We start from the raw sequence: 26,714 nt of genomic DNA, 5'->3' as shown, positions 1-26,714 counted from the left end.
TCGCTTAGGGGTTTTTTATTTCTCTTCTTCCAAGAAAAGCGTATTCCAGTTCTCGATCACGCCCATGCTGTTTAAATCAAGCCCGATATGAGTCATCTCTGGAAATTCATTCATCATCAAGTCAGTAAGACGCATCCACCAAGTGGAATTCGGGTTGATGTAATCCATCAGATGTTTAGTAATACAAAAAAGCATAAATGGGCGTGCTCTTAAGCGTTCCTTTTCTCTTCCAGTGCCTTCAAAATGTTGCACCCAAGGCACCTCTTTACTAGAAGGAAGGCTTGGTTGGTCAATAATATTACGATTCCATAGGCGGCTATGATGTGCACAGACATTTCTTAAATAGTTGAGAGAACGCAACCATTTAGCTAATACACGACCATTGTGTAGACCAAACTTAGCAGCAATGGCGTCTTGGTCTTCTTCTTTCATTCCGTCATAAAGTAATGACAGCGCACCAAAGTCCCACACTTCACAAGCAATCCAAATCGGTAGTGGTAGACCATGCTTATTTTTATTGTGCTCGATAAATTTCTCACGCGAACGCCTAATCAGTCCGGCTTGCTTTGTGAGCCATTCATGGTGTTTTGTTAAGCCCGTTTGGGGATCAATAGATTGAGAAAACTTTGAGAAAAATTGATTTTTATCTAAATAAGCGAATGTGTCTCTCTGTCCGAGTAAATGTGCGATCTCGACACGAAAAGCAACCTCAATTCTTTCAAGGGCATCCATGATTAACAGGCGCAGTTTTTTATCAAACACGTACAGCTTTATTGCGTCTTCAAAGCGGGCACCCTGCTCAAAGTGGTCCAATGCCAAACGCTGAGGGCGGCCTTTTTTACCTTTTTGTTTGGGTATCGGGCAGCATAGGCCAGTGAATTGACGAAAAGCATACCAATAACCACTCAAACGGTAATAACCAATACGTGATAAGTAAGAGAGAGCCTTTTCCTCATCGGTTATCGATAAACCACGTGCGCGCAGCTTGTCGATCATCTCTTCGCAGGAGTGCCATGGTTTATCGTAGGGCATGAATTTTTGTCTTCCTTCTTTCTTAAAGGTCCGGAGTTCCCCTCATGAAGTCCGGACTTTTATCTCCTAAGTCCGGACTTGATTTACTCACACAAACATCTGTTGCAGTAAGCCTTTTTTGAACTGCTTGGTGTGTTCGATTTGTTCTGCTACCGCATCGATTTTGTGGTCGATGGATTGCAGGAACTGAGCGATTTTTTGTTGTTCATCAGTAGTGGGAAATGAAAACTTCATGCTGCACAAAGCCTTATAAGATAAAACTACTTGTGATGTGCCTACAGCGTATTTACCAAATGAGCTAGAGTGATATCGCGTTAACTCGATGAAAAAATGGTTCTGATTATTTTTCATCCTAAACACAGGATAATAGTGGCTTATTATTCCAGTGCAGCCTGTAGTGTTTCTATTAAAAAAGAAAAGCCTGTCATCACTACGGGACCTAAAGGTTATATAATCCGCTGGGATAATATGAAACCCAACGTTAGACCTATCAGTTATACGACCCTCCCCATAGTAATCAGACTGCTTAATTAACCCATTACGCGATGAGGTTAGAACATCATGTTCATTCTCTACAGTGGATTTCGCTTTATATTCAACTAACATTTCCGAAAGACGCTTCTCTTCCCACTCAGGAAACGCCTTTCCATTCTCATCCTTAAAGCGGATCTGCTGGCTAAAAACCTGCTGCACCACGCCTTTCTTGTACTCTTTAAGTAGGCGGTGTTTTTCGGTCAATTGACTGATTTTGCTGTCGACTGAGGTAAGGAAGTCAGCGATTTTTTTTTGTTCGTTAAGTTCGGGTATATGGGTACGAAAGTCATGTACATCATTTCGATTTAGCGTAGGAACTCCAGAACCAGTTGCAAACCGCTTAAGGCCAATTTTTTGGTACAAGTAAAATACAAACTTTGGAGTACAGTCTATAAAATCTGTGACCCACAAGGAGGTGTTGTGAGGCCAATAGTCCTTCTCGACATAAGTTAGCGCACCAATAGTTCCTGAGCGACCTGTAACAATGCCGGGAGCTTTAGCCTTGAACTCGTTATGGTATCGACCTATCCCATTTGAATAAACGACGGGGTATTTACCTTCTATTACGTTGGTTGTGGGTAGGTCAAATCCTCTTTGCAAGGGAGCGACATCTTTTATCTTTCTTATTGCCCAGTTTGAATCATATATAGGGAAGCGCAACTGAGGCTTAGTATTTTTCCTCATCCTCTCACCTCAAACGGTGCATCAATCCCCAACTCTTCACAGAACTCCGCAATGGTCTTATCGGTTTCTAGCATCGCGTTATCATTCTCCACCAGCTGTTTCGCGACGGCAGACAAATCAACGGGCGCTTCTTCTTCAAAGGTATCGACATAACGCGGAATATTGAGGTTGTAGTCATTCTCGGCAAGGTCGGCTTGGGTCGCAACAAAGGCAAATTTGTCGATGTTTTCACGTTTAGCCACGGCATCGAGAATGCGCTGTAAGTCTTCCTCTCGCATGTAGTTGTTATTGGTGCCTTTCTCAAAATGCTGGCTGGCATCAATAAATAGGACGTTGTCATCGGCTTTGCGATGCTTTTTAAATACCAATACGCAGGTCGGGATAGAAGTACCAAAGAAGATATTAGCAGGCAGGCCGACCACCATATCAAGGTAGTTTTTCTCTTTGAGTAGGTGCTGACGAATGTGCCCTTCAGCCGCACCACGGAATAACACCCCGTGTGGTAGAACCACCGCCATGGTGCCGGTGTCATTGAGCTGGTGGATCATGTGTTGCACAAAGGCAAAATCGGCCTTGGATTTGGGCGCGAGTTTACCGTAATCGGCAAAGCGGTCATTGTTGAGGTGCAGCGGGTTAGCGGACCATTGCGCCGAGAAGGGCGGGTTGGCGACCACGGCATCAAAGCGATCATCAAAATGCATTGGCGTTTCTAACGTATCGTCGTTTTGAATATCGAAACGTTTGTAATGCACGCCATGCATGATCATGTTCATGCGTGCCAAGTTATACGTGCTCGGGTTGCGCTCTTGGCCGTAGTATTTAATGTCTTGGTTTTGCGCCTCTTTCGCCACGCGCAGCAGCAAAGAGCCTGAGCCACAAGTTGGGTCGTAGACGGATTTGATCACAGGGTTATTAAGTGTGACCAATTTCGCCAACAGCTTCGAGACCATTTGTGGGGTGTAGAATTCGCCGGCTTTTTTACCTGCACCACTGGCGAACATGCCAATCAGGAATTCATAGGCATCACCTAGAATGTCTATTTCACTGTCTTTTAGGTGGAAATCAATGTTGTCGAGGTGGACCAACACTTGCGCAATCAGCTTGTTACGCGCATCAGGGGTTTTGCCTAGCTTGTTGGATTGCAGATCGAGTTCATCAAACAGGCCGTTGAAATCGTCGGCACTGTCTGCCCCCATGGTGCTTTGCTCGATATCGTTGAGTACATCGCGTACATCATCGAGAATAAACTCGCCGTTTTCGCCTGCTTTGGCGATCACATGGAACAGCTCCGACGGGGCGAAAAAGTAGCCGAGCTTGTCGATCGCCTCTTCACGAATGGCGTCTAAAATTTCTTTGCCTTCGTCGCTCTTTTCATCAATATCGGTAAAGGTCATGCCATCTTCAGACAGCAGGGCATTGGCGTACTGGTAAAGGTGGTCTGAGAGGTACTTGTAGAAAATCAGCCCTAAGATGTAATCACGGAAATCGTCGGCGGCCATGTTGCCGCGCAGCGTGTTGGCGATGTTCCAAAGTTGTTTTTTTAATGCTTGTTGATGTTGTTCGACCATGGTGATACTTCAATGAAAACGATGTGCAGTAGTGTATCAGAATTGGTTTATGCTCGAAGCGGGGAAATGACCACTTGCATTTTTTAAGTGGAGAAGCTCACATTTCGATTTAAAAAAGGAACAAATCATGACGTGTGATCCGGATTTTGTTCTCCTGTTTTGTTCCTGTTTATTTTTAATCTCGCCGGATGTGTGTTTTCCACCTTGGTGTGAGACCAGTTGTTCTATTGGGTTTTTACTTTTTTATGCGCGTCTTTTGGCTCTGATATTTGCGATTTTTCGGTCAAAAAGATCAAAAAAGGGAACAATTTAACGATCAGTGAACTTAGGTTTAATGCTGCTCGTACCGAACTTTCTCACTCCTTTTGGGGTATGTTCTTTGGTTGCGTATTTGTACGCATAGCTTGCCCTCATACGCGCGGTTCTTAGCCTGTGTTCGTCTCCTGTGCGATGAAGCTTAAACTCATTCCTTTTGGGGGCGTATATGGAGTATTTAGGATTGATGGCCTGACATGCTTTTTTGGCTAGTTGAGTTATTTGATAGGCGTTATTGCAAACGGAACCATCAATCATAATGGCAATGTGATAATGCTGATTGTTGCCGTTTTTACCTCCTTCACGTGCCCACGCATACCCAAAACGCTCTCCTTTAATGTTATAGTGCTCTACGCAGAGCGTCTTGAGTTTATAGATAAACTTGGAGAGGTGTTTATTGTGTGGCAGTTGAGTCGTCTGGTTAAACTGGATCAGAGCAACAGTAACACGTGAATGATAAGTGAAAAGATTGTCTAGCTGGTCATAGGCTCTGGCGAGAGCTTTTAAGTCAATGCCACTTTGATAACAGAATATGGGTTGTTGCATTCCTTTGTATTCGTAGTAGGCAACATTTCGATACCTTGGGTGCATGGTAATTTCTTTATCTGCCATAGAGATTTATAACTATATTAATAACCTTGTTACGTTTGAGTGCTGCCCTTAGATCTGGACAGGAATGGGGTAGCTTTTTTCGCTGAGTAGTTATTGCCATCTGGAGTCAAATCAGGACATATTGGGACACCTCGAGTAAAAAATAAGGGCCCGAAGGCCCTTAGTGGTAGGTTGAATTACGTTTTGAGAAAAAGGCTATAGAGATCTTTCTCTGGCCAACCACGAATGTATCCTTTTTTGGATATCAAAGGCTTTTTAATCTCTCCGCGTTCCACCATACGATGAATTGTGCGCACACTGACATTCAGTCTTTGGGCCAACTCCTTTTTTCTAACTAAAGCTAGGGAGTCTTTTGATACCGCGTTAGCAAAATCATAATTACTCATGACCTGCACCTCGGCTTTCTACCCACGCCATTATCTCTGATAGTCTCCAACCTACCGCGTGTGAACCGCCCAGCTTTACTCGCTGTGGAAACTGTCCACGTTTTTCCAAACGCCAAGCTTGTGTTCTCGAGACGGCGGTGATTGCTCTCCGTTCTTCCTCTCGAACAATACGGTCAAGCTCAAGGTTTGTTTTGCTACTAGCACCCATGGGATTTCTCCTTCGTGATAGTAGCGTTTCAGTTTGGTGGGGAAACTGAATTGTTGGCGTTTCAGAGTATTCCTCTTCGTTCCAACAAGCACATCCTAAAGGGCTACTGAGATGCTGTTCAGCCTATTTCTTTAGATTTGTGATCTTGCTCGGCAAAAGATGTTATCGGTGTCACCTTTGCAAATTGAAGGTGTTCAATATGATTAGAAACGTTGTCACCAACGGCTTTGGCGCTATTCTGCGCTGCTGCTTGTGGCACTAAGTAGGGCGCGAGAAAGTCAGCAAGTTTATTTAACGCTTCTCTTCGTTCGTCAAAGTACTGGTATCGATCATAAACGCCGACGATGCCTTTTACTTTGTGGTTTAAGCAGCGTTCTGCGACTTGTTCATTAACTCCAAGCTGAGAAAGTAAGCTTCTGCATGTTCTGCGCAAGTCATGTAGCGTGAAGTGCTCGATATTTGGCATTACATTTGGGTAGACCTTGGTGGTTTTAGTTTTGTTTATGCCAAATAGTTTTTGCAGTGCATGATTGATCGTATCGTCAGAGATATATCCACGTTTGCTTGTCTTTCGTGCAGGGAAGACATACGCAGAACCACCTGATCGGTACTTGAGTTCTTCTAACCATGGGATAGCGATATTGGGGATAGGAATAGTGACAGGCCTGACCGCAACGTTTTTTCTCTGTTTGTTGGGAAGTTGACGCCATATTTTGCCCAACAGGTCAAACTCTTCCCATTTTGCAGAGATGAGCTCTCCTTTTCGGCAACCTAAACAAAGCAGCAAGCAGCAGGCAAGATAGTTATCTCTGGTAAAGGAGGGGCTTTGCGCGCGCATTATTGGAAATGCATAACTAATTTCATCGACGCGTAGACTGCGTTCACGGCTCTCTTCTGTGCCACCAGCATCTTTAGGCGTGAAAGCCTGAGCAGGGTTGAAGGCGGTCAGATCTAACTTTATCGCATGGTTAAATAGTGTTTTTAAGAGAGCGAGCACCTTATTGGCGACGGTGTTATGACCCGACTCAAGAATGGTGTTAATAATTTTTCTGATGTGCTGCGGCGTAACATCTTTGATGGTCATTACACCGATGTGTTGCTTTATTTTGTTGTTGTAATGACTCTTGGGAATATCCGAGTGCTTTAGGTTCCTGAGCGCATAACTTTGGTACCAGTCGTCAAACAGGCCATCTATATTATGGATGACTTTGAATTCGGTTTTCTTCCTTTCTGATTTAGGGTCAATGCCGAGTTTGATGTTTTGTTTGATCTGTAGAGCTTGCTGCTTTGCGTCACTGATTGATAAAGAAGGGTAAGACTGCGGGAGAGCAATTTGTGAACGCTTACCTGCGATGATGTATTTCACCACCCAAGAGGGGTTCTTTCTGGCAATGCGAAAGTAGAGCCCATCCCCAATGCTAAGCATGGTGTTCTCACCTTTTCTTATTAATGCATCTAGCTGTTTATTGTTCATCGTTTATCGCTTTTTAAAGTGCGTTGTTAGTGAATTTTCGGGTCATCACTTCTCTGTTCTAAAATGATGACACAGCCGTTTGTGTCATCATCTGTGTCATCATTTGGCACGTAACTAGAGGGAGTAATGTGAAACAAGCTGAAACGATTAAAACAAAAAAGCCCATGAAAGTCACGGGCTTAGGTTGTTTATGTAAACAGTAAGAAACTGGTAGAAACCTTATTCTATATTCTGGATCTGTTCTCGCATCTGTTCGATAAGTACTTTGAGTTCTACGCCAGACGCGGTGATGTCGGTGCTGATCGACTTTGAAGCCAGTGTGTTCGATTCGCGGTTGAACTCTTGCATCATAAAGTCGAGACGACGACCAACAGCGCCACCTTTCTTCAGGATGTTCGTGGTTTCTTTCACGTGAGACTCTAAGCGGTCCAATTCTTCTGCCACATCCGATTTTTGTGCCAACAGAATCAGCTCTTGCTCTACACGAGATGGGTCTAATTCAGCTTTCGCATCTTCGAATTTAGAAAACAGGCGTTCACGTTGCCATTCTAGGATTTCTGGCATACGCGCACGAACTTTAACCACCTCTGCAGTGATCGCTGCCAGACGCTGTTCGATCAACGCTTTCATGTTGTCGCCTTCACGCGCGCGCGCGTCAATAAAGTCATCCATCGTTTCGTTAAACGCTTCTAACAGGGCTTTATTCACGGTGTCCATGTCTTGCTCTGGCGTTTCCATTACGCCCGGCCATTGCATTAATTGAAATGGATTGATGCGGCTTCGTTCGCCAGTCATGTGCATCACTTGCTCTGCTGCCTTAATGACTTGGCTGGCCAGTGTTTCGTTAATACTAAGCTCGCCTTTAGCGGCGGGATTGGCTTCAAAACGCAGATTACATTCTACTTTGCCGCGCGCAAGACGCTTACGAAAACGCTCACGTAGAACCGGCTCTAAAGCTCGAAACTGTTCTGGCATGCGGAAGTAAGTTTCTAGGTAGCGCTGGTTTACGCTACGGATTTCCCATACAGCGGAGCCCCAATCGCCTTTTACTTCTTTGCGCGCATACGCAGTCATACTGTAAATCATCGAATTTTCCTGTCTTCATTTTTGAAAATTACTTAAAGAGTGTATCACGGAGCGTCGTTAGGTGCGCGAAGTGTGTTGAATGTTTGCGCTGTGTTGGGGGCGTAACCTATGAATCAGGAATGGATTCCGTTATAATCTTCGCCCACCAAATCGTCTTCTCCTCATATTTAAGGTAGATGCCCATGCGTCCAAACGATCGCAAGGCGGACCAAGTTCGCCCTATCAAAATTACTCGTAACTACACCGCTTATGCTGAAGGCTCAGTGTTAGTTGAGTTCGGTAACACCAAAGTGTTGTGTAATGCGACCGTCGAAGAATCGGTACCACGTTGGTTGAAAGGCCAAGGTAAAGGCTGGGTAACTGCTGAGTACGGTATGTTGCCACGCGCGACACACTCGCGTACTCGTCGTGAAGCTGCAAGTGGCAAACAAGGCGGACGTACCATGGAAATCCAACGTCTTATCGCACGTAGTCTGCGTGCAGTTGTAGACTTGAAAGCCATGGGAGAATTCATGGTCACGGTTGATTGTGACGTGATCCAAGCGGATGGCGGCACTCGCACCGCATCAATTAGTGGCGCAAGCGTAGCAATGGCTGATGCGTTTCAGCATCTTGTCAACCGCGGCAAATTAAAAGCGAACCCGATGAAAGGTCATGTTGCGGCAGTATCTGTGGGTTTGTTAGGTGATGACGTGTTATGTGATCTTGAATACGTTGAAGATTCAGCGGCGGATACTGACATGAATGTGGTGATGACCGAAGAAGGTAAGATGATTGAGATCCAAGGCACTGCAGAAGGTGAACCGTTCAGTCATGAGCAGCTAATGGCATTGCTAGAATCAGCGAAAATCGGTATTACCGACATTGTCTCGGCGCAGAAGGCGGCGTTAGAAAAATAATGACTTCAATAGCTTCCTCATAAAGGAAGCTATTTTTTTGCATGTTACTAGGCCTAGGCCTAGGCCTAGGACCTAGAGATGAATACCCACACACTGACAATTGAGAGAAATCCATGAAAGCATACCAGCGTGAATTTATTGAGTTTGCACTTGAGAAAGAGGTTCTTAAGTTTGGTGAGTTTACTTTGAAATCAGGCCGAAAAAGCCCTTACTTCTTTAACGCTGGTCTTTTCAATACTGGCCGAGATCTTGCGCGTCTTGGTCGTTTTTACGCTGCGGCACTGGCTGACTCTGGCATCGAATTTGATGTGCTGTTTGGCCCAGCGTACAAAGGTATCCCGATTGCGACAACCACCGCGGTAGCGCTGGCTGATCACCACGACCTCGACACGCCTTACTGCTTTAATCGTAAAGAAGCGAAAAACCATGGTGAAGGCGGTAACCTTGTTGGCTCTGCATTAGAAGGGCGTATCATGCTGGTGGATGATGTGATCACGGCGGGTACGGCAATTCGTGAGTCGATGGAAATTATTCAAGCAAGTGGTGCAGACTTAGCGGGCGTGCTGGTCGCTATCGACCGTGAAGAGAAAGGCAAAGGTGAGCTGTCTGCGATTCAGGAAGTCGAACGTGATTTTGGTTGTGCCGTGATTTCTATCGTGAGCTTGGGCGATCTTGTTACTTACCTAGCAGAAAAAGGCGACTCAGCCGAACATTTAGAAGCGGTGAAAGCGTACCGCGCGGAATACGGTATTTAACCAGATAGCGTTTCTTTGGTTATTGTGAAGTGTAAAGGGGCTGGTGGGTATCCATCAGCTCCTTCTTTTTAGAGGGTTTTGCTCTTTATTTGTAGCGAATGCCTTTTTCTACACTTTCATCCTGCATGGTTTTATAGCGTTTGTGTAGCCACATCCATTGTTCTGGAGCACGGAGGATCACTTCTTCCACATGTTTGTTCATGTAAGCGGCGGCAGCCACTTCATCTTTTTGCGGGTAGTTTGCTTCAATGCACTTATCTGCGATGATGTCGTACTTACCTTCTGAATTACGAAAGCCCGAACCCATAATAATCGCACACTTAGAGGTATAGGCTAGAATGGTGGTACCGGTTGTCGTACACGCATCTTCTACGGCAAAGAAGGGAACGAATACGGATTTATTGCGACCGTAATCGTGATCGGGTAAATAAAATAAACGTTCACCGCTGCGTAAAACGCGAATCATTTTTTTTACATTTTTACGGTCAATCAGTTTGTTGCCATTGTGCGTACGGCCCCAGTACTGAATGAAATTATAGGCGGGATTATCGTGTGGACGAAATGCCCCATAGCCAGCGACACCAAGTACCGCAAACGCGCGTGCCGTAACTTCGAGATTTAAGGCGTGCACACAACAAAGTAGTACGCCTTTACCTTCCGCGTCTTTTTCTCTGACTGCGCTTAGGTCTTTTTCCACGATAAGCGTTTTAAAACGCCAAGTGGGCCAGAACCAAGTGATGCCCGTTTCGATTAGAGCCATACCGGTGTTTTTAAAGTTCTCTTCAACGATGTGTTGGATCTCTTCCGGCGTTTTTTCTGGAAAAGCGAGTTCTAGGTTACGCTTGGCAATGTGGACGCGACTTTTGCCATAGCGCAGGCCAAGCTTACCGACGGAATGACCTAATAACAGCAGCAATCGATACGGGAGAATATTGACGAGGATGGCCAGTAAGCCAAATCCAAGCCAAACACTCCAGTTTCGTGGGTGGAGAAGTGAAAGAGAAAACTCCGGCTGCGTGTATTTGTCTTTACTCATAATCTTTTACTTAATTTGTGCACTAAGCAGCGCCCAATACTCGTCAAAGTTTGCCGTTGGTTGGTATTTAAAGTCGCTGCGAACAAAACGGTTGAGGCTACCTTCTACTTGCCCAAGAATCTGCGCGGCGAGAATGCGCTCTTCGACAGGGAAAGCTTTACCTTCTCGAATCTTACGTTCACGCAAGATTTGGCGCAATTGCATTTCAATGCGCTCAAACAACTGGTTGATGCGTTCGCGTAGGCGTTCATTTTCAAACATTAGGGCATGACCAGACAGAATGCGTGTTAGGCCGGGGTTGCGCTCAGAGAACGCCAACATAAGGTGCATCACCATGCGAATGCGCTCTAGAGTATCCTTCTCGTCGTCTAAAATTCGGTTAATGCGTGTCATCAATGCTTCTTCGATGAACTCAATCAAGCCTTCGAACATACGAGCTTTACTTGGGAAGTGACGGTACAAAGCGGCTTCTGAAACACCGACTTGTTTCGCCAACTTTGCCGTAGTAATGCGGGAAGCGCCTTCTGTAGATTCAAGCATTTGTGCTAATGCTTGCAAGATCTCTTCACGACGATTGGTTTTTTTACTGCCGGCCATTAGTTTACTTCCTTTCAAAATACAAAGTTGAGCGGAGGGGATTATAAGACGCTCTGTCATCTCAAACTAGACTACTGAGAGTGGAATGGGAGATTTAACACCCTCAGTTGTCATGTTTGCACCAAATTTATGCCAGTTTTCGATGAAAATATGAATGGGCTCGGATGTTAATTACATCAATTCATGCATTTTTTCGAGTATTTTAAAGCTCAATGCTTCTTTTGATTCCAAAGCGAGTGCAAGTTCACCCTCAGGCCAGAAAAGGGTCAGTGCGTTGTCGTTACTGTTGAAGCCTTGTCCTTTGATTGAAACATCATTCGCGCAGATCATGTCGAGTTTTTTTTTGACTAATTTGCCGCGCGCATAGGTTTCTACGTCATTGGTTTCAGCGGCAAATCCAACAGTAAATGGACGTTGTGCAGGCATTGTTGCAACCGAGGCAACAATATCAGGGTTTTTGACCATATTGATGACCATCTGATCGTTGTCTGCTGTTTTTTTCAATTTTTCAGACGCGATCGTTTCTGGGCGATAATCCGCCACCGCGGCGCAGCTGATAAATGCATCGTGGTTGGTCGCCTTGGCCATTACAGCGTCATGCATCTCTTGTGCACTAGAAACATTAATACGCTCAACACCATCAGGTGTACTTAAGCTTACCGGGCCGCTCACGAGGGTTACTTTTGCGCCCATTTGAACCGCCGCACTTGCCAATGCATAGCCCATTTTACCGGAGCTATGGTTGGTGATGTAACGTACCGGATCAAGCGCTTCACGAGTGGGCCCTGCGGTGATCAACACCGATTTACCCTCCAATACTTTAGGTTGGAAGAACCGTTCACACTGCCGCACCAATTGCATCGGCTCTAACATTCGACCCGGTCCGATATCGCCACAGGCTTGTTCTCCTGCCGCGGGTCCCCAGATATGCATACCACGGCGAAGTAACGTCGCAATATTCTCTTGGGTGGTGACATTGCGGTACATTTGCTGATTCATCGCAGGAGAGACGGCAACGGGCGACTCGGTCGCTAACACTAACGTGGTCAGCAAATCATTCCCCATGCCAGCAGACATGCGGGCAATTAAGTCCGCGGTTGCCGGTGCGATCAGCACTAAATCTGCCCATTTTGCTAACTCAATGTGACCCATTGACGCTTCTGCTGCAGGGTCTAATAAGCTGTTAGAGACCGGACGGCCCGAGACGGCCTGCATGGTCAAAGGAGTAATGAACTCTTGTGCGGCTTTCGTCATTACGACTTGGACTTGCGCGCCTCTCTCTATGAGGCGACGGGTTAGCTCCGCACATTTATACGCAGCAATACCGCCACTAATACCGAGTAGAATTTTTTTTCCTGCTAGTGTTTGCATGTGAGATCTCCAATTTGATGATCGGATTTTAACACAATTCAAAGTCTGACCGCCCGTGCATATATAACGAGAAGATAATCGATATCAAACGCCATCATATAAATTTGACCAAGGGAGAGAAAATGCTCGTTTATCTCACAGACAAATTGCGCGAATTTTGCGAGGCTGATAAGAAAAAGAGGTAGTGGAAATCATGATGTTGAAAAGTCGAAACAAATTGCTGCTGATAACGCTCATTCCTCTACTGTTGATCACCACATTGATCTCAATGGTGTACTACATCAACAGTAGTAATAGTTTGGAAGCCGAATTGGCAAGAGACAGGCAAGAGCTTATTGAAACGAAAAAGAAAGAGCTTAAAGCCTACATGATGATGGGAGTGACCGCGATAAAGCCACTCTACGATGCTGACGTGAATGGTAATAACAAAGAGGCGGCGAAAGACATTCTCAAAGCAATGCGCTTTGAGAGTGATGGCTATTTCTTTGCTTATGATTCTCAAGGGGTAAATACACTTCATGCCATTAAACCATCGTTAGAAGGGAAAAACCTTTACGATCTCAAAGATGAAAATGGTGTGGCGGTGATCGCTGGTTTAATTGACGCGTCACAACAAGGGGATGGTTTCCTGAATTTCTCATGGCATAAACCGACCATTGACGCTCAAGCACCGAAGTTAGGTTATGCGGAATATTTGCCTAAGTGGGACTGGGTCCTAGGAACGGGTGTCTACATTGATGATGTTGACCAACAAGTCGCGATGCAGCGAGAGTTGCGCACCCAGGAATTAAATGAGCATACCTTATCGGCTGTGATGATCTCCCTCATTGGGTTGGTCATTACCAGTATTCTGACCAGCATTGTGGTGTCTAAAGGGATTCAACCGTTGCAACACGTTGCGGCTTCACTGAAAGATGTTGCGGCGGGTGGGGGCGACTTAACCGCTCGTTTGAAAGTGGAAAGTAAGGATGAAGTCGGTGAAGTGGCGGCGGCGTTCAACGAGTTTATGGATAAGCTTCATCCACTGATGCAAGATATTCATCGCTCTGCAACCACAGTGCAAAGCGTTTCTCAAAATCTGGATACACAAACCAGTCAGGCGAGTGGTCAAATGCAAGATCACTGTCTGGAAACCGATAAAGTTGTCACAGCGGTAACTCAAATGAGCATGACAGCGAAGGAGGTGGCGAGTAACACGAATGCGACCGCACAAGCGATTGAAGATGCCAATAGTCAAGTTACCGAAGCCCAGCGTGAAGTTGATCAAGCCATTGAAGGGATTACTGAGCTGGTGACGGAGATAGACAGCACGTCGGATGCGATTGCCGAGCTGAGCCAACAAACGGAACAAATTACCAAGGTGTTGGATGTGATTGGTGAGATTGCGGAGCAAACCAATTTGCTGGCTTTGAACGCCGCGATTGAAGCTGCGCGAGCAGGAGAGCAAGGACGCGGTTTTGCGGTGGTTGCGGATGAAGTACGTTCGCTAGCCAGTCGCACCCAAAACAGCACTCATGAAATTGGCGATATGCTCAAACAGCTACAAAGTGGCGTCTCAAGGGCGGTGAGTACGATGTCGGTTAGTCAAGAGCGTGGGGTAAAAACGGCGCAAGAGTCGGCGCTCATCCAACAATCACTGTCGGGCGTTCATCATTCGATTGGTACGATTCGAAATATGGGAATTCAAACCGCGTCAGCGGCAGAGGAACAAAGTGCAGTGGCAGAAGATATCAATCAAAATTTAGTGGCGATTCAACAGATCGTAACTAACATCAATGAGACCTTGCAGCACGCTGAAACGATCAGTAATCAGTTGTCGCAATCTGGTTCAGAAATTCACGGTTTAGTTGGCAATTTTAAACTCTGATAAACTATTAAATTGCATTGAAAGTGCTGATGGAACGAAGAAAGCGAAAGTCACTCTCGACTTTCGTTTTTGGTTTTGTGGAATAGAGGCCTATTCCACAAAAGAGACACCTGATGATACTGAAAGCGATGCCAAGTGAGTCGATGCCCAGAGAAAAGTTGCTGCAGCGAGGGCCACAAGCGCTGACCGATGCAGAGCTACTCGCCATTTTTTTACGTACTGGAACGCAAGGGATGAATGTGATCGAGCTTGCCGACTTCCTGATTCAAGATTTTGGTTCGCTAAGGCAGCTTTTTTCTGCTTCAGAAAAGCAGTTCTGCCGACATAAAGGGCTGGGCCAAGCAAAATACGTACAATTACAAGCTGTACTAGAAATGACGCAGCGGTATTTAGCGGAAACCTTAAAGCGCGGTGACGCATTAACCAGTCCAGCACAAACTAAGCTTTATTTGTCTTCTATATTAAGAGACCGACAAAGAGAGGCTTTTTACATTCTTTTTCTCGATAACCAGCACAGAATAATAAAAGATGAAATTTTATTTGAAGGAACATTAGATGCTGCGTCGGTTTATCCACGAGAAGTGGTGAAGCGAGCCTTACACCATAATGCGGCGGCTTTGATTTTGGCACACAATCATCCGTCAGGGGTGGCCGAGCCGAGTCAAGCTGACAGAAGGATTACAAAGCGGTTAATCGACGCTTTGGCGCTGGTGGATATTCGTGTTTTGGACCATTTCGTCATTGGTGATGGGGAAAGTGTCTCTTTTGCTGAAAGAGGTTGGGTATAATGGTGTGTATTTTAGGTTGTTAGTTGCTAAAAATCTGCTATCATCCTCGCCACTAAATTTTTAACTGAATTCAGCTTGGACTGCTAGAAAAAAATCTGCTGTCTAAAAAAAGATCACGAAAACCTGTAAAAAGGATCTGTTCGGGTCTTGAGCAATGCATATCAAGTTAGTATAATGCGCGACCTTTGATAGCCTTGTATGGATTTTCCATAGCGGTTCTTAACCTCTAACTTCTTTTCGAGAAATAGAGAGGTTCGGCCACCAAGGTTGATATCGAGCTGAAACGATTTTGGAGAAGACATTCATGTCACGAGTATGCCAAGTAACTGGTAAGCGTCCAGTAACGGGTAACAACCGTTCACACGCACGAAATGCTACTAAGCGTCGTTTTCTGCCGAACCTACAAACTCATCGTTTCTGGGTAGAGAGCGAAAAACGTTTTGTTAAACTACGCCTATCTGCTAAAGGTATGCGCATCATCGACAAGAAAGGTATTGATACTGTTCTTGTCGATATCCGTGCACGTGGCGAAAACGTTTAAGAGGAAATAGGCAATGGCAAAGAAAGGCGTTCGTGAGAAAATCCGTCTAGTATCTTCTGCAGGTACAGGCCACTTCTACACAACTGATAAAAACAAGCGTAATATGCCGGGCAAATTTGAGATCAAGAAATTTGATCCAGTAGTTCGCCAGCACGTTATGTACAAAGAAGCAAAAATCAAATAATTGGTTTCAGTCTCTTTGATGAATTGAAAACCCAGCTTTCGAGTTGGGTTTTTTATTATCTAAAATTTACTTCTCTTTTCCTTATTAGGTTTGCACGCAGATGTTCTAGTCAAAACTGATGCGCTTTGGTAGTTTATTCTTAACTAAAGAGATCAGGAATGGTTATGCGTGTGAGTCCGGCCCGTCGTCGTCGATGGAACAATATGCTTATTCTGGGCATTATCGCTTTTATTGTGATCTTAAATGCGCCCATGTGGATCAAAACTTATTTGTTAACGGACGATTCCGACCCTTACCCCAACTTGCTGCGCCCAGATTATACGGTTAGTGCACTCTACTTTAATGGTTGGGAGCTTGAGCGGCATAATGAGCAGTGGCAATCCAATCTCAAAGCAAGTACGTCGATTAAAGAGCTCGTTTCACGTTGGCAATCATTAGAAGGAACGGAGCTAACGCAAGAACAATACACGCGCTTAAAACCTAAGCTCACCTCTGCTGAAACAGTAGAAGTGTGGTATCAAGAGTTGGAGGAGCCACAGCGAGTAACATTCTATCGCTTGCCTAGTTTTTGGTTATTTAAAAACTGGCAAGATAAGTGGATTGCTATTTCCGTCGATGCAGACTTTATCATGCCCGAGTAAGTCCATTTTGAATGAATAGCCTTAAGGCTACCCAGTATTTATCGTGGTTCTTTTCTATTATGCTAGCCACGCAATTTAATTCGTCCAGCCCAATGGAGAGAGTAATGCCTGAATTACCCGAAGTAGAAGTCAGTCGTATGGGGATCAGTCCACACATGGTAGGACAAGTTATTCAGGCTTTTGTCTTTCGAACGCCAAAATTGCGTTGGGATATCCCTCAAGAGCTCAAACACCTTGAAGGTCAAGTTATCCGTGCGATCAGTCGCCGAGCGAAATACTTACTGATAGAGACGGATGCAGGCACGGCAATCGTCCACTTGGGCATGTCGGGCTCGTTGCGTGTACTGGATGCGGATTTCCCAGCGGCTAAACATGATCATGTGGATCTCAAACTGACTAATGGCAAAGTATTACGTTACAACGATCCGCGTCGTTTTGGGGCTTGGTTGTGGTGCGCCTCAGGCGAATCGCATGCGGTGTTAGATCGTATGGGGCCTGAGCCTTTAACCGAAGAGTTTAACGCTGACTACGTCGCGGAGAAAGCCAATGGCAAGCGAATAGCGGTGAAACAGTTGATTATGGACAACAAAGTCGTGGTTGGTGTAGGAAACATTTACGCTAACGAATCCTTATTTAAGTCGCGAATTCACCCCTCCAAGCCTGCAGGAAAAGTCACTACTCAAGAGTGGGCATTGCTCGTTGAAAACATTAAAGTGACGCTCGAAATTGCCATCAACCAAGGTGGTACTACACTAAAAGATTTCGCTCAAGCGGATGGAAAGCCAGGGTATTTTGCTCAAGAGCTCTTAGTGTATGGGAAAGCAGGAGAACCTTGTCCTGAATGTGGTGAATTACTCCAAGAACTAAAAATTGGACAGCGTAATACCTTCTTTTGTGGTGAGTGCCAAAAGTGAAACATGAATCAAGGCAAACTATATTTGCCCTGATTTTTCAAAGTACTTCTTGGCGACCAATAAAGATATCAACCTTTCTCGTTTCGCAGTTCTAAACTGTTCCACCCAGTCGTGCGCATTTTGGATGATGTTTTCTGCTGCTTCAGGATGAGAGGTGTAATACTCTATCTTTTCTATTAAGTCTGAGTAATCATCTTGTACTTCAACGTAGTGAGTACCAGCTTGAAGGCGGCCCTCCATAAACCAAGTTTCGTATTTAGGTTTGGACATTATTACCAATGAGTTCGACGACATCGCCCATTTTAGGTTGGTTGCAACATCATTCCCTTCAATAGCAAGCAGAAATTTGTATTGAAGTTGCTCTTCGATTGACATGAAGCCTTTTTCCCAAGGATTGCCATCTTTGGGTTGGGTTTGTCCAATGTTACAGCGAGGGTGATTATAAAACTGCTCGAGGACTTTTTTACGGTGTGGCTGGTAGCCAACGCCACGCCATGCCGCCATGTCTTTTTTATCACGAAAACTCAATTTGTCATCAACAAACTGAAAGTGCCTTATCGCATTTAATTTTAACACGATGGAGTTTTGATTTTTGTCCGAGATAGGGCGGCTTTTTAAGAAAGTTGGAACTTCAGGAACGTGGCGTATGTCGCCATTTAAGTAGCGAAACGTAAAAGATGAGGGAAAGCCTTTGAGCACTTTTAACAAGTCAAAATAATAAGTTGTACCGCCAGTTTTCTTAAATGAGCCAATAGTTTCGCCCTTCTCTAGATGAAAGGAAACTGCCTGCTTGTTGTAGTAGTCCACCCTATCTTGGATATATGCCATGTCATAGTGGCTAAGTTTTTTCAGCAAATGCTGATTGGCAATTCGAAATAACGCAGCAGGGACGATAGTTAGTAAAGCATTACTAAAGTAATAGTTAAACTTGGTTAAACTCACTTTTTTACCTTGTTAATGATAGCTTCGTTAACACAAGAAGGCACAAATTGTTTTATGTCGCCACCATGTATAGCAACTTCACGCACGATGGTTGAAGACAGAAAAGCAAACTCTTCAGCGGGCGTCAGGAAAACACTTTCGACATCAGGAAGCAATTTGCGATACATGCTGGTAAGACCAAATTCATATTCGAAGTCGACCGTTGTACGCAGGCCTCGCACAAGAATATTGGCTTGTTGATCACGAGCAAAATCGACTAATAGACCGCTAAACCCTAAAGCCGACACGTTGCTTAAATGAGAGGTAGACTTTTCGACCAAACTCACTCGCTCTTCTAGCGAAAATAACGTACTTTTTGACGGGCTCGCCGCTACAGCGATGATGATTTCATCAAACATATTTGCAGCGCGAGTGATGATGTCTAAATGACCATTCGTAATAGGATCGAATGTCCCTGGGTATATGACTTTTTTCATCGTAGTACTTTCTCATAAACATCTGCGTATTGGTTTGCAGTGTAGGTGATATGAAATGTTTTTAGTTTTTCTTGTCCGTTTTTGACAAAAGAGTCTCTCAAGACCGCGTCTTTAGCGACTCTGGTTATTGCCTTGGCAAGTGCGTTGGCATCACCTGGTTGAATCAGTATTCCGTTCGACTCATCCTCTATTATGTCAGGTATTCCGCCAGCATTGGTGCCAATCACTGGTAAGCCAGCACCCATCCCTTCCAGAATCACGGAGCCTAAGCCTTCTGTATAAGAAGGGTGGATTTGTAAATCGGCCGCTTCAAACCAGTCCCCCATATTGTTTTGCTTGCCTTCAAAGCTTACGTTACTCAAAGCCTTTGCTTGTAACTCAAGAGTCGGCCTTTCTGGACCATCACCGAGCAAGCATATGTGGATAGATGGCTCTGACTGTTCAAGTAACGTTGCAGCTGCAATGGAGACATCAAAACCTTTGTGTTTGAGCATGTTTGCAGCATGAATCACCAAAAACTTGTCAGTAAAGCGATCTCGAATGGCTTGGACCTTTTCTTTATCAATGGGGTAGTTGACTGGTGAGCTCGGAATTTTATGAGTTGTGAGATTAGGATAGGTGTCTTTTACTCTTTGAACGATTTCCGAACTCAATCCAATGACTGCACTGGCTTTTGAATATGCCAAATTTGCTAGCCATTTCTTTTTCAACAGGTTATCAATACGGCGAGTAACGATATAAGGCATACCATAAAGTAAATGTTGAATGAGAGCCCAATAAATCGCACGACCTTCGTGAACATGAATGAGTGAGCAATCTTTGGTAATCGATTTTGAATGTGCCTTAGTAAAATGGTTTGCTAGGACGAGCTTAACATTAAGCTTGTTCACCGCATCAGCGAACGGACTTTTGGGGTTAGCAACAACCGTAAGGTGATAACCCAATTTGACTTGTTGTTTGATGAGTTGGAGGGTTTGGTTTTCCCCTCCGTGGTAGCCAGAAGCTAAGTTAACATGGCAAATATTCATATCACTGTTCTTTGTTGTTCTTTTTCACGTAGTCACGCAGCCATAGATCGGCATAACGCGTAAAAGTAGTATTGGCGCTTAACACCGCCAGTAAAAAGCCATGTCGTCCATCTAAGAAACCCCGCTTGATGATGTACATTTTGATAAAGCGGAAAAAGCCATGGGCAAGTGCACTGAATAGAGAGGCCGTTTTTTTTCCTTCACGCTGATCTGCCCAAGACTGCATATACAGTTGAGTTTTACGCGTATACTCACCGAGTCTTTCATAGGTGAAGTGCTTGAGTCGTCCATTCAATGACACGACATTAAATCCCTTCGGGATAACGACGCTTTCATGTACTAATGCGTCATTGTATTGAGTTTCTGACGTTTTATATAAACGGACTACCCAGTCAGGAGACCAGCCGGAATAACGAATTTCTTTGGCAAAGGCAGTGGTTAGACGGTTAACTTGGTAGATGTTTATGTCGTTATGCTGGCTTATCGCATTGAGTATTTCTTGGCGCAGTTCATCTGTAACGCGCTCATCTGCATCTAACCAAAGAACGAAATCTGATTCGATATACGTTTGCGCAAGTTGGCGCTGCTTACCAAAACCGGGCCAATCCAAGTTGCTATAGAACTTATCTGTGTATTGTCGGGCAATTTCTTCCGTGCGGTCAGTGCTGCCTGAGTCTAGAAGGACAATCTCATCGACCCAATCTTTTACAGTGTCGAGACAAGCTTGTAAGTGCTTCTCTTCATTTTTTACGATTAAGGCAACGGCTAAGGTGGGTTTGGACAAGGTCATTTCCTTCTTAACAAATCAAGACAGTAAGTTTACTGGTATTGCGGATACAAATCTTCTAAGACTTGATCGAACATGCTCATTACTTGAGTGCTGGTAATGCGGTTCATTGCCGTTTCATCTTTAGCGCGAGTTCGCCAGCTTAACTCGTGACTGTTTTTGCCTGTTTCCGCAAAGATCGTTTCTTCATAAACCGAGACAACGTATTTTAGGTAGCGGTAAGGTCCCACTCGAAGCGGATTATGGTGCGCATAAAGCCCGATGATCGGCGTTTGCATGGCATTTGCCATGTGCGCAGGTCCGGTATCGGGGGCGATAACCATTTCAACGTTATCAATTAACGCCAGCATTTGTAGGATCGAACTTTGTCCAACTAAATTTAGACACGGCTCTTCCAAGCGAGACTGAATCGCTTCTGCCAGATCCAATTCTACCTGAGCGGGGCTGCCCGCAAGAATTACGTTCCAACCTTTGGCTCTGGCGTGATGAATCACATCCACATAACCTTCAGCGTTCCAGTTTTTATAAGCTTTACTCGCGCCCGGCACAATTAATAGGTTCGGTTTATTGCGAGAAATCTGCGTCTCTGCCCACGCTTGGTCTTGTGCAGAGTAGGAAAGTGCCCAGTCCAGTTCTGCTTTTGGCACCCCAATTTGATGGGCAAAAGCCATTAAGCCATCGGCGACATGCAGAGATGGTGGGGAAGGCACTTTGACATTGGTAAAGAGCGTCTGAAAATCTTGGCTTCTATCAGAAGAGAAACCAAGTTTGTATTTTGCTTTAATGCCCAACGTCGCGATACTGGCTCGAATCGCGTACTGCATATGCAATAGCGCATCAAACTCTCGGCCTTTCAATTGTCTCCAAAGCGATTTATAGCCATCGAGTCCCGCTTTTTTATCAAAAACAATCACTTCTACGCCATCAATTGCGGCTAGTAATTGGGCTTCAAGTTTGCCTGTTATCCAAGTGATTTGGGTCGATGGCCATTGTTTTTGAATCGCTTGAACGGTCGCGATGGTATTGCAAACGTCTCCAATAGCGGATAAACGCAAGATGCATAATGACGATGGGGCAGAAGTGAACATAATTATTTGTCTGGTTAAAGGGATAGAGGCAGGTAAATTATGCAGACATCCCCAATAAATGTAAAATACACGGTTCGAATATAGCTAAGTACTGATAAGTGTTCTGCAATGTCAAAGACAACACCGCGCCAATCGCAAGAATCTGGTAAACCGGGTAGTACAGGAATCAAGCGCATCATTAAAGCGACGGGTTACTCGATACAGGGATTAAAAGCCGCTTTTAAACATGAAGCCGCCATTCGCCAAGAGTTGGCTCTGCTATGCATCGCTGCGATTTTGGCTTGGCTAGTGGATGTCGGTATGGTTGAGCGTATCTTGATGATCGGGGTCGTGGTACTCGTACTGATTGTTGAACTCGTGAATTCAGCCATTGAAGCGGTGGTTGACCGAATTGGATTTGAGCGGCATGAGCTCAGCGGGCGTGCTAAAGATATAGGCTCTGCGGCCGTTATGGTTACATTGGCGTTCGCTGCATTTACTTGGTTGTACATATTAGCTTGTCGATACTTAGGCTAGAGAGTAAGAACATGATTCAGCAATATCAAAGCAATAACCAGATGATTTGGTTTGATGACGAGATCATTACAGACCCTAGTCAACCGATATTTGATGCCGAATACTGGCAGTCGTCCGACAAGGTGGTTGGCAGTGCGACGGGGCGAGGTACGACATGGTTTATCCAACTGGAGAACATGCAGGCGGCATTGCGTCATTATCGTCGTGGCGGTTTGTTTGGGAAGTTAGTTAACGATCACTATTGGTTCTCTGGCTGGGATAACACCCGTTGCGTGCAAGAGTTTCAGTTATTGTTAACCTTAAGCGAATCTGGAGTGCATGTTCCTCACCCAATTGCAGCAAGAGCGGTTAAAACTGGGCTCACCTATCAAGCTGACTTGTTAAGTGAGCGTATTCCCAATGCAAGAGATCTGGTCAGCATCTTGCTAAAACAATCCTTATCGGCAGAAATGTATCAGAAAATAGGGCAAGAAATTGCCAAAATGCATAATGCTGGTGTTAATCACACCGACTTGAATATCCATAATATCTTGATCGACGACAAAGATAAGGTGTGGCTTATCGATTTTGATAAGTGTCGTCTTGAAACTTCGGGTGGGTGGAAGCAGAAAAATTTCGATAGGCTTCTGCGTTCATTTAATAAAGAGCGGCTTAAGCGGCAGATTATTTGGCAAGAGTCCGATTTTGAGCATTTGCAGGAAGGCTATGATCGCGGCGGTAAAGTATAAAGCCCTTAGTGATAACGCTTGCTTAATGGCAAAGTCTTACCTCCGTTCTTGCGCGCCTATATAATTAAAGTTGGGTCCGAAAACTCTAAGGTAATCCATGAGCAATATACTTCCACTTATCGGTCGAACCGATGCCCTGTTCACTCAAGATCTCTTAAATCATGAAGTTGAACTATCAAAGATCGTCTCTGAATCGCGTTTTCTCGTTTTAGGGGGCGCTGGCTCTATTGGTCAAGCGGTCACGAAAGAGATTTTTAAACGTAATCCAAAGAAACTTCATGTTGTTGATATTAGCGAAAACAATATGGTGGAGTTGGTGCGCGATATCCGTAGCTCATTTGGTTACATTGATGGAGACTTTCAAACGTTTGCCTTGGATATTGGCTCGGTTGAATACGATGCGTTTATTAAAGCGGATGGCCAGTTTGATTACGTGTTGAACTTGTCAGCGCTTAAGCACGTGCGCAGTGAAAAAGATCCCTTCACTCTCATGCGCATGATCGATGTGAACGTATTCAATACCGATAAAACGATTCAGCAATCCATCGATGCCGGTGCGAAGAAATATTTCTGTGTATCGACAGACAAAGCGGCAAACCCCGTCAACATGATGGGCGCATCTAAGCGCATTATGGAAATGTTCTTGATGCGTAAAAGTGAGCAAATGGCGATATCTACCGCGCGCTTTGCCAATGTAGCCTTTTCTGACGGCTCTTTACTGCATGGCTTTAACCAGCGCATTCAAAAGCGTCAACCTATCGTTGCCCCTAACGACATCCAGCGCTATTTCGTTACGCCACAAGAATCGGGTGAGCTTTGTCTAATGTCTTGCATTTTTGGTGAAAACCGAGACATCTTCTTCCCGAAATTGAGTGAAGCACTTCACTTAATTTCATTTGCCGATATTGCGGTGAAATATCTACAGCAGCGGGGCTATGAAGCATATCTGTGTAGTAATGAAGATGAAGCTCGTGAGTTGGTGAAAACCTTACCTGAACAAGGTAAGTGGCCATGCTTGTTCACAGAAAGCGATACCACAGGGGAGAAAGATTTTGAAGAATTCTTCACTGACAAAGAAAACCTAGATATGGCGCGCTTTGAAAATTTAGGCATCATCAAAAATGATCCGCTTTTCGATCCAGAACTTTTGACTCTGTTTGAGCAACGTATTGCATATATGAAAGAAAGCCGTGAGTGGACGAAGGAGCACATTGTCGAGTTGTTCTTTACTATGATTCCTGACTTTGGCCACAAAGAAACGGGTAAATACCTAGACAGCAAGATGTAAGCGGAGCGAATAATGAAGCCAACATCTATTGTTGAGTTTGTACGAGAGACGTATAAAAGCGAAGACTTTATCCCATTACATGTACCAAGCTTTCAAGGCAACGAAAAAGCGTATGTAATGGAAACTATCGATAGTACGTTTGTATCGAGCGTTGGTAAGTTTGTTGATCAGTTCGAACAGAAAATCGAGCAATACACTGGGAGTGCCAAAGCGGTCGCCACCGTTAATGGCACTGCCGCACTGCATGCTGCGCTTCATATGGCCGGAGTGCAACGTGGCGACTTGGTGATCACGCAAGCATTGACGTTTGTCGCCACGTGTAACGCGCTTTATCACATGGGGGCGGAGCCTATTTTTGTTGATGTCTCGATGGTGAGCCTGGGTCTGTGCCCTAAAGCCGTGGATGCTTATCTGAGTGAGCATGCAACGCTTCGCGAAGAGGGTTGCTTTCATAAAACCACGGGACAACGGATTAAAGCGGTGGTGCCCATGCATACCTTTGGTCATCCCGTTGAGTTGGATGAATTGATGGCAGTTTGCCTTAAGTGGCAGCTTGTTTTGGTGGAGGATGCGGCCGAAAGCTTAGGCTCTTTTTATAAAGGGCAACACACCGGAACCATCGGTGACTTTGGTGCGGTTAGCTTTAATGGCAATAAGATCATTACCACCGGTGGCGGCGGTATGGTGCTGTGCAAGACGACAGTGTCTGGCCAACATACCAAGCATGTGACGACGACAGCCAAAGTACCTCATCCTTATGAGTTTTATCATGATGAGCCGGGGTTTAACTACCGTATGCCCAACCTCAATGCGGCGCTGGGCTGTGCGCAGATGGAAGTAATGGAAATGTACTTGGCTCAAAAGCGTGAATTGGCCAAACACTATCAGAACTTCTTCTCTGGGAGTGATATTCAGCTTGTGACTGAGCCTGACTACGCGCAATCAAACTATTGGTTGAATGCGATCATTTGCCCGGACAGCGAATCACGAGAAACTATATTGCAAGAGACCAATGCCGCAGGCGTCATGACACGACCTATTTGGAAGTTAATGCATCGTTTGCCGATGTTCGAGAATGCATTGCGCGGAGACTTGCGTCACTCAGAATTTATCGAAGCGCATGTGGTGAATTTACCAAGTACTCCGATCGTATTAAATTGCTAAGACAGGCTGAATAATGACACAACAGAAAAAGAAAGTTGGCGTTTTTACTGGAACAAGAGCCGAGTATGGTCTGCTCTTTTGGCTTTTAAAAGACATACAAAACGATCCTGAGTTGCAACTGCAACTGTTAGTCTCGGGGATGCATTTGTCGCCTGAATTTGGCGAAACCTACCAGCAGATCGAGCAAGATGGCTTTGTCATTGATGAAAAAATCGAGATCTTGCTCTCGTCAGACTCTGCTGTCGGCACCGCGAAGAGCATGGGGCTGGGAGTGCTTGGGTTTACTGATGCACTCGCGCGTTTAAAGCCGGATGTATTGGTTATTTTAGGTGACCGATTTGAAGCGCTCGCCGCGGCTCAGACAGCAATGATACTGCGTATCCCAATTTTGCATTTACACGGTGGAGAAATTACCGAAGGTGCTTACGATGATGCAATACGCCATGCGATTACCAAGCTAAGCTATTTGCATGCGACATCTACAGAGGATTACAGACAGCGTGTTATTCAATTGGGGGAAATGCCAGCCCGAGTAAAAAATGTAGGTGCGATTGGTTTAGATCATCTCAAACGCGCAACGTTTATGAGTGTAGATGAGCTTGCTAAGTCGTTAGACTTTAACCTGACTCAACCATTTTTTGTAGTGACCTATCATCCTGTAACCTTGGGTGATGAGCTGCATGAAGCAAGTTTTCAGGCACTCTTAGACGCTTTAGATGAGTACCCTGATCATCAAGTCATCCTAACTTATCCGAATGCAGATGATGGTGGACGACGTATTATCCCGATTTTGGAACAGTATGCTCAAGCTAACCCGCAACGTATTTTAGCTACTCCATCTCTTGGGCAGGTTCGTTACCTTAGTGCAATAAAAAATGCTTCGGCTGTCGTTGGTAATTCATCTAGTGGCATCATAGAAGTGCCATCTTTTGATGTCCCAACAGTTAATATAGGCGTGAGACAGAAAGGTCGTTTAGCTGCTAAAAGTGTCATAGATGCTGAGCCTACGGTGGCAAGTATTTCTTTAGCGCTAAAGAAGGCAGTTTCTAGACAATATAAGTTAGACAATGAAGTGGTAATGAATCCGTACGGTCAAGGTGACGCCAGTGGTCAAATTATAGAGATGATCAAGTCTTTACAATTTGAGCCAAGCAAAATCTTTTATGACCTCAAATGTGAACATTTATAATCTTCTTGCAGAGCAA

29 protein-coding genes are annotated in these 26,714 nt (G+C 44.9%); 13 read left to right on the top strand and 16 right to left on the bottom strand.

Annotated features, from left to right (window positions below; genetic code table 11):
* Positions 1-15 precede the first annotated feature (15 nt).
* The 8 genes from ATG66_RS19105 to ATG66_RS19070 form a co-directional block, all read right to left on the bottom strand.
* A complete protein-coding gene (locus ATG66_RS19105) occupies positions 16-1,032 on the bottom strand; it encodes an Abi family protein (RefSeq protein ID WP_098416783.1) in 1,017 nt (338 codons plus the stop codon).
* A gap of 87 nt (positions 1,033-1,119) precedes the next feature.
* On the bottom strand, positions 1,120-2,250 hold the full coding sequence (locus ATG66_RS19100; protein ID WP_098416782.1) for a restriction endonuclease subunit S: 1,131 nt from the start codon (positions 2,248-2,250) through the stop codon (positions 1,120-1,122).
* The gene (locus ATG66_RS19095; protein ID WP_098416781.1) at positions 2,247-3,818 is read right to left on the bottom strand and encodes a type I restriction-modification system subunit M; all 1,572 of its coding nucleotides are present in this window, start codon (positions 3,816-3,818) and stop codon (positions 2,247-2,249) included. Before ATG66_RS19095 ends, ATG66_RS19100 begins: the two co-directional genes overlap by 4 nt.
* 309 nt (positions 3,819-4,127) lie before the next feature.
* Positions 4,128-4,745, bottom strand: a complete 618-nt coding sequence (locus ATG66_RS19090) for a YagK/YfjJ domain-containing protein (protein ID WP_098416780.1) — start codon at positions 4,743-4,745, stop codon at positions 4,128-4,130.
* Positions 4,746-4,921: 176 nt separating this feature from the next.
* Complete coding sequence (locus ATG66_RS19085; RefSeq protein WP_098416779.1) at positions 4,922-5,131, bottom strand: helix-turn-helix transcriptional regulator; 210 nt, start codon at positions 5,129-5,131, stop codon at positions 4,922-4,924.
* The gene (locus ATG66_RS19080; RefSeq protein WP_098416778.1) at positions 5,124-5,339 is read right to left on the bottom strand and encodes a helix-turn-helix transcriptional regulator; all 216 of its coding nucleotides are present in this window, start codon (positions 5,337-5,339) and stop codon (positions 5,124-5,126) included. Before ATG66_RS19080 ends, ATG66_RS19085 begins: the two co-directional genes overlap by 8 nt.
* 118 nt (positions 5,340-5,457) lie before the next feature.
* Positions 5,458-6,813 (bottom strand): tyrosine-type recombinase/integrase, encoded by a 1,356-nt coding sequence (locus tag ATG66_RS19075; RefSeq protein ID WP_098416777.1) that lies wholly within the window; start codon positions 6,811-6,813, stop codon positions 5,458-5,460.
* Positions 6,814-7,032: 219 nt separating this feature from the next.
* Complete coding sequence (locus ATG66_RS19070; RefSeq protein WP_098416776.1) at positions 7,033-7,899, bottom strand: YicC/YloC family endoribonuclease; 867 nt, start codon at positions 7,897-7,899, stop codon at positions 7,033-7,035.
* Between the two features lie 182 nt (positions 7,900-8,081).
* Between ATG66_RS19070 and rph the strand changes: the two genes are divergently transcribed.
* Both rph and pyrE read left to right on the top strand, forming a co-directional pair.
* Positions 8,082-8,798 (top strand): ribonuclease PH, encoded by a 717-nt coding sequence (gene rph / locus ATG66_RS19065; RefSeq protein ID WP_098416775.1) that lies wholly within the window; start codon positions 8,082-8,084, stop codon positions 8,796-8,798.
* Positions 8,799-8,911: 113 nt separating this feature from the next.
* Positions 8,912-9,553 (top strand): orotate phosphoribosyltransferase, encoded by a 642-nt coding sequence (pyrE, locus tag ATG66_RS19060; protein ID WP_098416774.1) that lies wholly within the window; start codon positions 8,912-8,914, stop codon positions 9,551-9,553.
* Positions 9,554-9,638: 85 nt separating this feature from the next.
* Here the strand turns inward: pyrE and ATG66_RS19055 are convergent, their stop codons facing one another.
* From ATG66_RS19055 to coaBC, 3 genes are all read right to left on the bottom strand, one after another.
* On the bottom strand, positions 9,639-10,589 hold the full coding sequence (locus ATG66_RS19055; protein WP_098416773.1) for a Kdo(2)-lipid IV(A) acyltransferase: 951 nt from the start codon (positions 10,587-10,589) through the stop codon (positions 9,639-9,641).
* A gap of 6 nt (positions 10,590-10,595) precedes the next feature.
* Positions 10,596-11,186, bottom strand: coding sequence for a nucleoid occlusion factor SlmA (gene slmA / locus ATG66_RS19050; protein ID WP_098416772.1), 591 nt, complete (start codon positions 11,184-11,186; stop codon positions 10,596-10,598).
* A gap of 171 nt (positions 11,187-11,357) precedes the next feature.
* Complete coding sequence (coaBC, locus tag ATG66_RS19045; protein ID WP_098416771.1) at positions 11,358-12,557, bottom strand: bifunctional phosphopantothenoylcysteine decarboxylase/phosphopantothenate--cysteine ligase CoaBC; 1,200 nt, start codon at positions 12,555-12,557, stop codon at positions 11,358-11,360.
* Between the two features lie 193 nt (positions 12,558-12,750).
* Between coaBC and ATG66_RS19040 the strand changes: the two genes are divergently transcribed.
* The 6 genes from ATG66_RS19040 to mutM all read left to right on the top strand — a co-directional run bounded on the left by ATG66_RS19040 (position 12,751) and on the right by mutM (position 17,492).
* Positions 12,751-14,424 (top strand): methyl-accepting chemotaxis protein, encoded by a 1,674-nt coding sequence (locus tag ATG66_RS19040; protein ID WP_098416770.1) that lies wholly within the window; start codon positions 12,751-12,753, stop codon positions 14,422-14,424.
* Between the two features lie 113 nt (positions 14,425-14,537).
* Positions 14,538-15,212, top strand: coding sequence for a RadC family protein (radC, locus tag ATG66_RS19035; RefSeq protein ID WP_098416769.1), 675 nt, complete (start codon positions 14,538-14,540; stop codon positions 15,210-15,212).
* A gap of 304 nt (positions 15,213-15,516) precedes the next feature.
* Entirely contained in the window at positions 15,517-15,753 is a 237-nt protein-coding gene (rpmB, locus tag ATG66_RS19030; protein ID WP_098416768.1) for a 50S ribosomal protein L28, read from the top strand.
* Positions 15,754-15,766: 13 nt separating this feature from the next.
* A complete protein-coding gene (gene rpmG, locus ATG66_RS19025) occupies positions 15,767-15,937 on the top strand; it encodes a 50S ribosomal protein L33 (RefSeq protein ID WP_004410866.1) in 171 nt (56 codons plus the stop codon).
* A 164-nt stretch (positions 15,938-16,101) separates the two neighbouring features.
* Positions 16,102-16,578, top strand: a complete 477-nt coding sequence (locus ATG66_RS19020; protein WP_098417124.1) for a hypothetical protein — start codon at positions 16,102-16,104, stop codon at positions 16,576-16,578.
* A 104-nt stretch (positions 16,579-16,682) separates the two neighbouring features.
* Entirely contained in the window at positions 16,683-17,492 is an 810-nt protein-coding gene (mutM, locus tag ATG66_RS19015) for a bifunctional DNA-formamidopyrimidine glycosylase/DNA-(apurinic or apyrimidinic site) lyase (RefSeq protein WP_098416767.1), read from the top strand.
* Positions 17,493-17,510: 18 nt separating this feature from the next.
* On the opposite strand, the gene ATG66_RS19010 is transcribed toward mutM, so the two are convergent.
* From ATG66_RS19010 to ATG66_RS18990, 5 genes are read right to left on the bottom strand one after another with little or no spacing between them, the layout of a single operon-like run.
* Positions 17,511-18,434, bottom strand: coding sequence for a glycosyl transferase family 90 (locus ATG66_RS19010; RefSeq protein ID WP_098416766.1), 924 nt, complete (start codon positions 18,432-18,434; stop codon positions 17,511-17,513).
* Complete coding sequence (gene coaD / locus ATG66_RS19005) at positions 18,431-18,910, bottom strand: pantetheine-phosphate adenylyltransferase (RefSeq protein ID WP_098416765.1); 480 nt, start codon at positions 18,908-18,910, stop codon at positions 18,431-18,433. The genes ATG66_RS19010 and coaD overlap by 4 nt, the downstream gene beginning before the upstream one ends.
* Entirely contained in the window at positions 18,907-19,938 is a 1,032-nt protein-coding gene (locus ATG66_RS19000; RefSeq protein ID WP_098416764.1) for a glycosyltransferase family 4 protein, read from the bottom strand. The genes coaD and ATG66_RS19000 overlap by 4 nt, the downstream gene beginning before the upstream one ends.
* Position 19,939: 1 nt before the next feature.
* On the bottom strand, positions 19,940-20,722 hold the full coding sequence (locus tag ATG66_RS18995) for a glycosyltransferase family 2 protein (RefSeq protein ID WP_098417122.1): 783 nt from the start codon (positions 20,720-20,722) through the stop codon (positions 19,940-19,942).
* A 35-nt stretch (positions 20,723-20,757) separates the two neighbouring features.
* Positions 20,758-21,813, bottom strand: coding sequence for a glycosyltransferase family 9 protein (locus ATG66_RS18990; RefSeq protein ID WP_098416763.1), 1,056 nt, complete (start codon positions 21,811-21,813; stop codon positions 20,758-20,760).
* Positions 21,814-21,921: 108 nt separating this feature from the next.
* Here ATG66_RS18990 and ATG66_RS18985 point away from each other — a divergent pair, with 108 nt between their 5' ends.
* The 5 genes from ATG66_RS18985 (at position 21,922) to neuC (ending at position 26,698) form a co-directional block, all read left to right on the top strand.
* Positions 21,922-22,329, top strand: coding sequence for a diacylglycerol kinase (locus ATG66_RS18985; protein WP_098416762.1), 408 nt, complete (start codon positions 21,922-21,924; stop codon positions 22,327-22,329).
* 11 nt (positions 22,330-22,340) lie between these two features.
* A complete protein-coding gene (locus ATG66_RS18980) occupies positions 22,341-23,057 on the top strand; it encodes a 3-deoxy-D-manno-octulosonic acid kinase (protein WP_098416761.1) in 717 nt (238 codons plus the stop codon).
* Positions 23,058-23,154: 97 nt separating this feature from the next.
* Positions 23,155-24,345: a UDP-N-acetylglucosamine 4,6-dehydratase gene (locus tag ATG66_RS18975; protein WP_098416760.1), complete on the top strand. Its 1,191-nt coding sequence runs from the start codon at positions 23,155-23,157 to the stop codon at positions 24,343-24,345.
* Positions 24,346-24,357: 12 nt separating this feature from the next.
* Positions 24,358-25,509, top strand: coding sequence for a LegC family aminotransferase (locus ATG66_RS18970; RefSeq protein WP_098416759.1), 1,152 nt, complete (start codon positions 24,358-24,360; stop codon positions 25,507-25,509).
* 13 nt (positions 25,510-25,522) lie between these two features.
* Positions 25,523-26,698, top strand: coding sequence for a UDP-N-acetylglucosamine 2-epimerase (neuC, locus tag ATG66_RS18965; protein ID WP_098416758.1), 1,176 nt, complete (start codon positions 25,523-25,525; stop codon positions 26,696-26,698).
* Positions 26,699-26,714 lie beyond the last annotated feature (16 nt).

The organism is Vibrio sp. ES.051, from assembly GCF_002563795.1.
Classification (GTDB): Bacteria; Pseudomonadota; Gammaproteobacteria; order Enterobacterales; family Vibrionaceae; genus Vibrio.
The sequence above is the reverse complement of the archived record's forward strand: the minus strand, read 5'-3'. Positions and strand labels throughout refer to the sequence as shown.

Bases quoted from the DNA above. Each gene is read 5' to 3' on its own strand.
- ATG66_RS19105 (WP_098416783.1), bottom strand. From the start codon at position 1,032: ATGCCCTACGATAAACCATGGCACTCCTGCGAAGAGATGATCGACAAG.
- ATG66_RS19100 (WP_098416782.1), bottom strand. From the start codon at position 2,250: ATGAGGAAAAATACTAAGCCTCAGTTGCGCTTCCCTATATATGATTCA.
- ATG66_RS19095 (WP_098416781.1), bottom strand. From the start codon at position 3,818: ATGGTCGAACAACATCAACAAGCATTAAAAAAACAACTTTGGAACATC.
- ATG66_RS19090 (WP_098416780.1), bottom strand. From the start codon at position 4,745: ATGGCAGATAAAGAAATTACCATGCACCCAAGGTATCGAAATGTTGCC.
- ATG66_RS19085 (WP_098416779.1), bottom strand. From the start codon at position 5,131: ATGAGTAATTATGATTTTGCTAACGCGGTATCAAAAGACTCCCTAGCT.
- ATG66_RS19080 (WP_098416778.1), bottom strand. From the start codon at position 5,339: ATGGGTGCTAGTAGCAAAACAAACCTTGAGCTTGACCGTATTGTTCGA.
- ATG66_RS19075 (WP_098416777.1), bottom strand. From the start codon at position 6,813: ATGAACAATAAACAGCTAGATGCATTAATAAGAAAAGGTGAGAACACC.
- ATG66_RS19070 (WP_098416776.1), bottom strand. From the start codon at position 7,899: ATGATTTACAGTATGACTGCGTATGCGCGCAAAGAAGTAAAAGGCGAT.
- rph (WP_098416775.1), top strand. From the start codon at position 8,082: ATGCGTCCAAACGATCGCAAGGCGGACCAAGTTCGCCCTATCAAAATT.
- pyrE (WP_098416774.1), top strand. From the start codon at position 8,912: ATGAAAGCATACCAGCGTGAATTTATTGAGTTTGCACTTGAGAAAGAG.
- ATG66_RS19055 (WP_098416773.1), bottom strand. From the start codon at position 10,589: ATGAGTAAAGACAAATACACGCAGCCGGAGTTTTCTCTTTCACTTCTC.
- slmA (WP_098416772.1), bottom strand. From the start codon at position 11,186: ATGGCCGGCAGTAAAAAAACCAATCGTCGTGAAGAGATCTTGCAAGCA.
- coaBC (WP_098416771.1), bottom strand. From the start codon at position 12,557: ATGCAAACACTAGCAGGAAAAAAAATTCTACTCGGTATTAGTGGCGGT.
- ATG66_RS19040 (WP_098416770.1), top strand. From the start codon at position 12,751: ATGATGTTGAAAAGTCGAAACAAATTGCTGCTGATAACGCTCATTCCT.
- radC (WP_098416769.1), top strand. From the start codon at position 14,538: ATGATACTGAAAGCGATGCCAAGTGAGTCGATGCCCAGAGAAAAGTTG.
- rpmB (WP_098416768.1), top strand. From the start codon at position 15,517: ATGTCACGAGTATGCCAAGTAACTGGTAAGCGTCCAGTAACGGGTAAC.
- rpmG (WP_004410866.1), top strand. From the start codon at position 15,767: ATGGCAAAGAAAGGCGTTCGTGAGAAAATCCGTCTAGTATCTTCTGCA.
- ATG66_RS19020 (WP_098417124.1), top strand. From the start codon at position 16,102: ATGCGTGTGAGTCCGGCCCGTCGTCGTCGATGGAACAATATGCTTATT.
- mutM (WP_098416767.1), top strand. From the start codon at position 16,683: ATGCCTGAATTACCCGAAGTAGAAGTCAGTCGTATGGGGATCAGTCCA.
- coaD (WP_098416765.1), bottom strand. From the start codon at position 18,910: ATGAAAAAAGTCATATACCCAGGGACATTCGATCCTATTACGAATGGT.
- ATG66_RS19000 (WP_098416764.1), bottom strand. From the start codon at position 19,938: ATGAATATTTGCCATGTTAACTTAGCTTCTGGCTACCACGGAGGGGAA.
- ATG66_RS18990 (WP_098416763.1), bottom strand. From the start codon at position 21,813: ATGTTCACTTCTGCCCCATCGTCATTATGCATCTTGCGTTTATCCGCT.
- ATG66_RS18985 (WP_098416762.1), top strand. From the start codon at position 21,922: ATGTCAAAGACAACACCGCGCCAATCGCAAGAATCTGGTAAACCGGGT.
- ATG66_RS18980 (WP_098416761.1), top strand. From the start codon at position 22,341: ATGATTCAGCAATATCAAAGCAATAACCAGATGATTTGGTTTGATGAC.
- ATG66_RS18975 (WP_098416760.1), top strand. From the start codon at position 23,155: ATGAGCAATATACTTCCACTTATCGGTCGAACCGATGCCCTGTTCACT.
- ATG66_RS18970 (WP_098416759.1), top strand. From the start codon at position 24,358: ATGAAGCCAACATCTATTGTTGAGTTTGTACGAGAGACGTATAAAAGC.
- neuC (WP_098416758.1), top strand. From the start codon at position 25,523: ATGACACAACAGAAAAAGAAAGTTGGCGTTTTTACTGGAACAAGAGCC.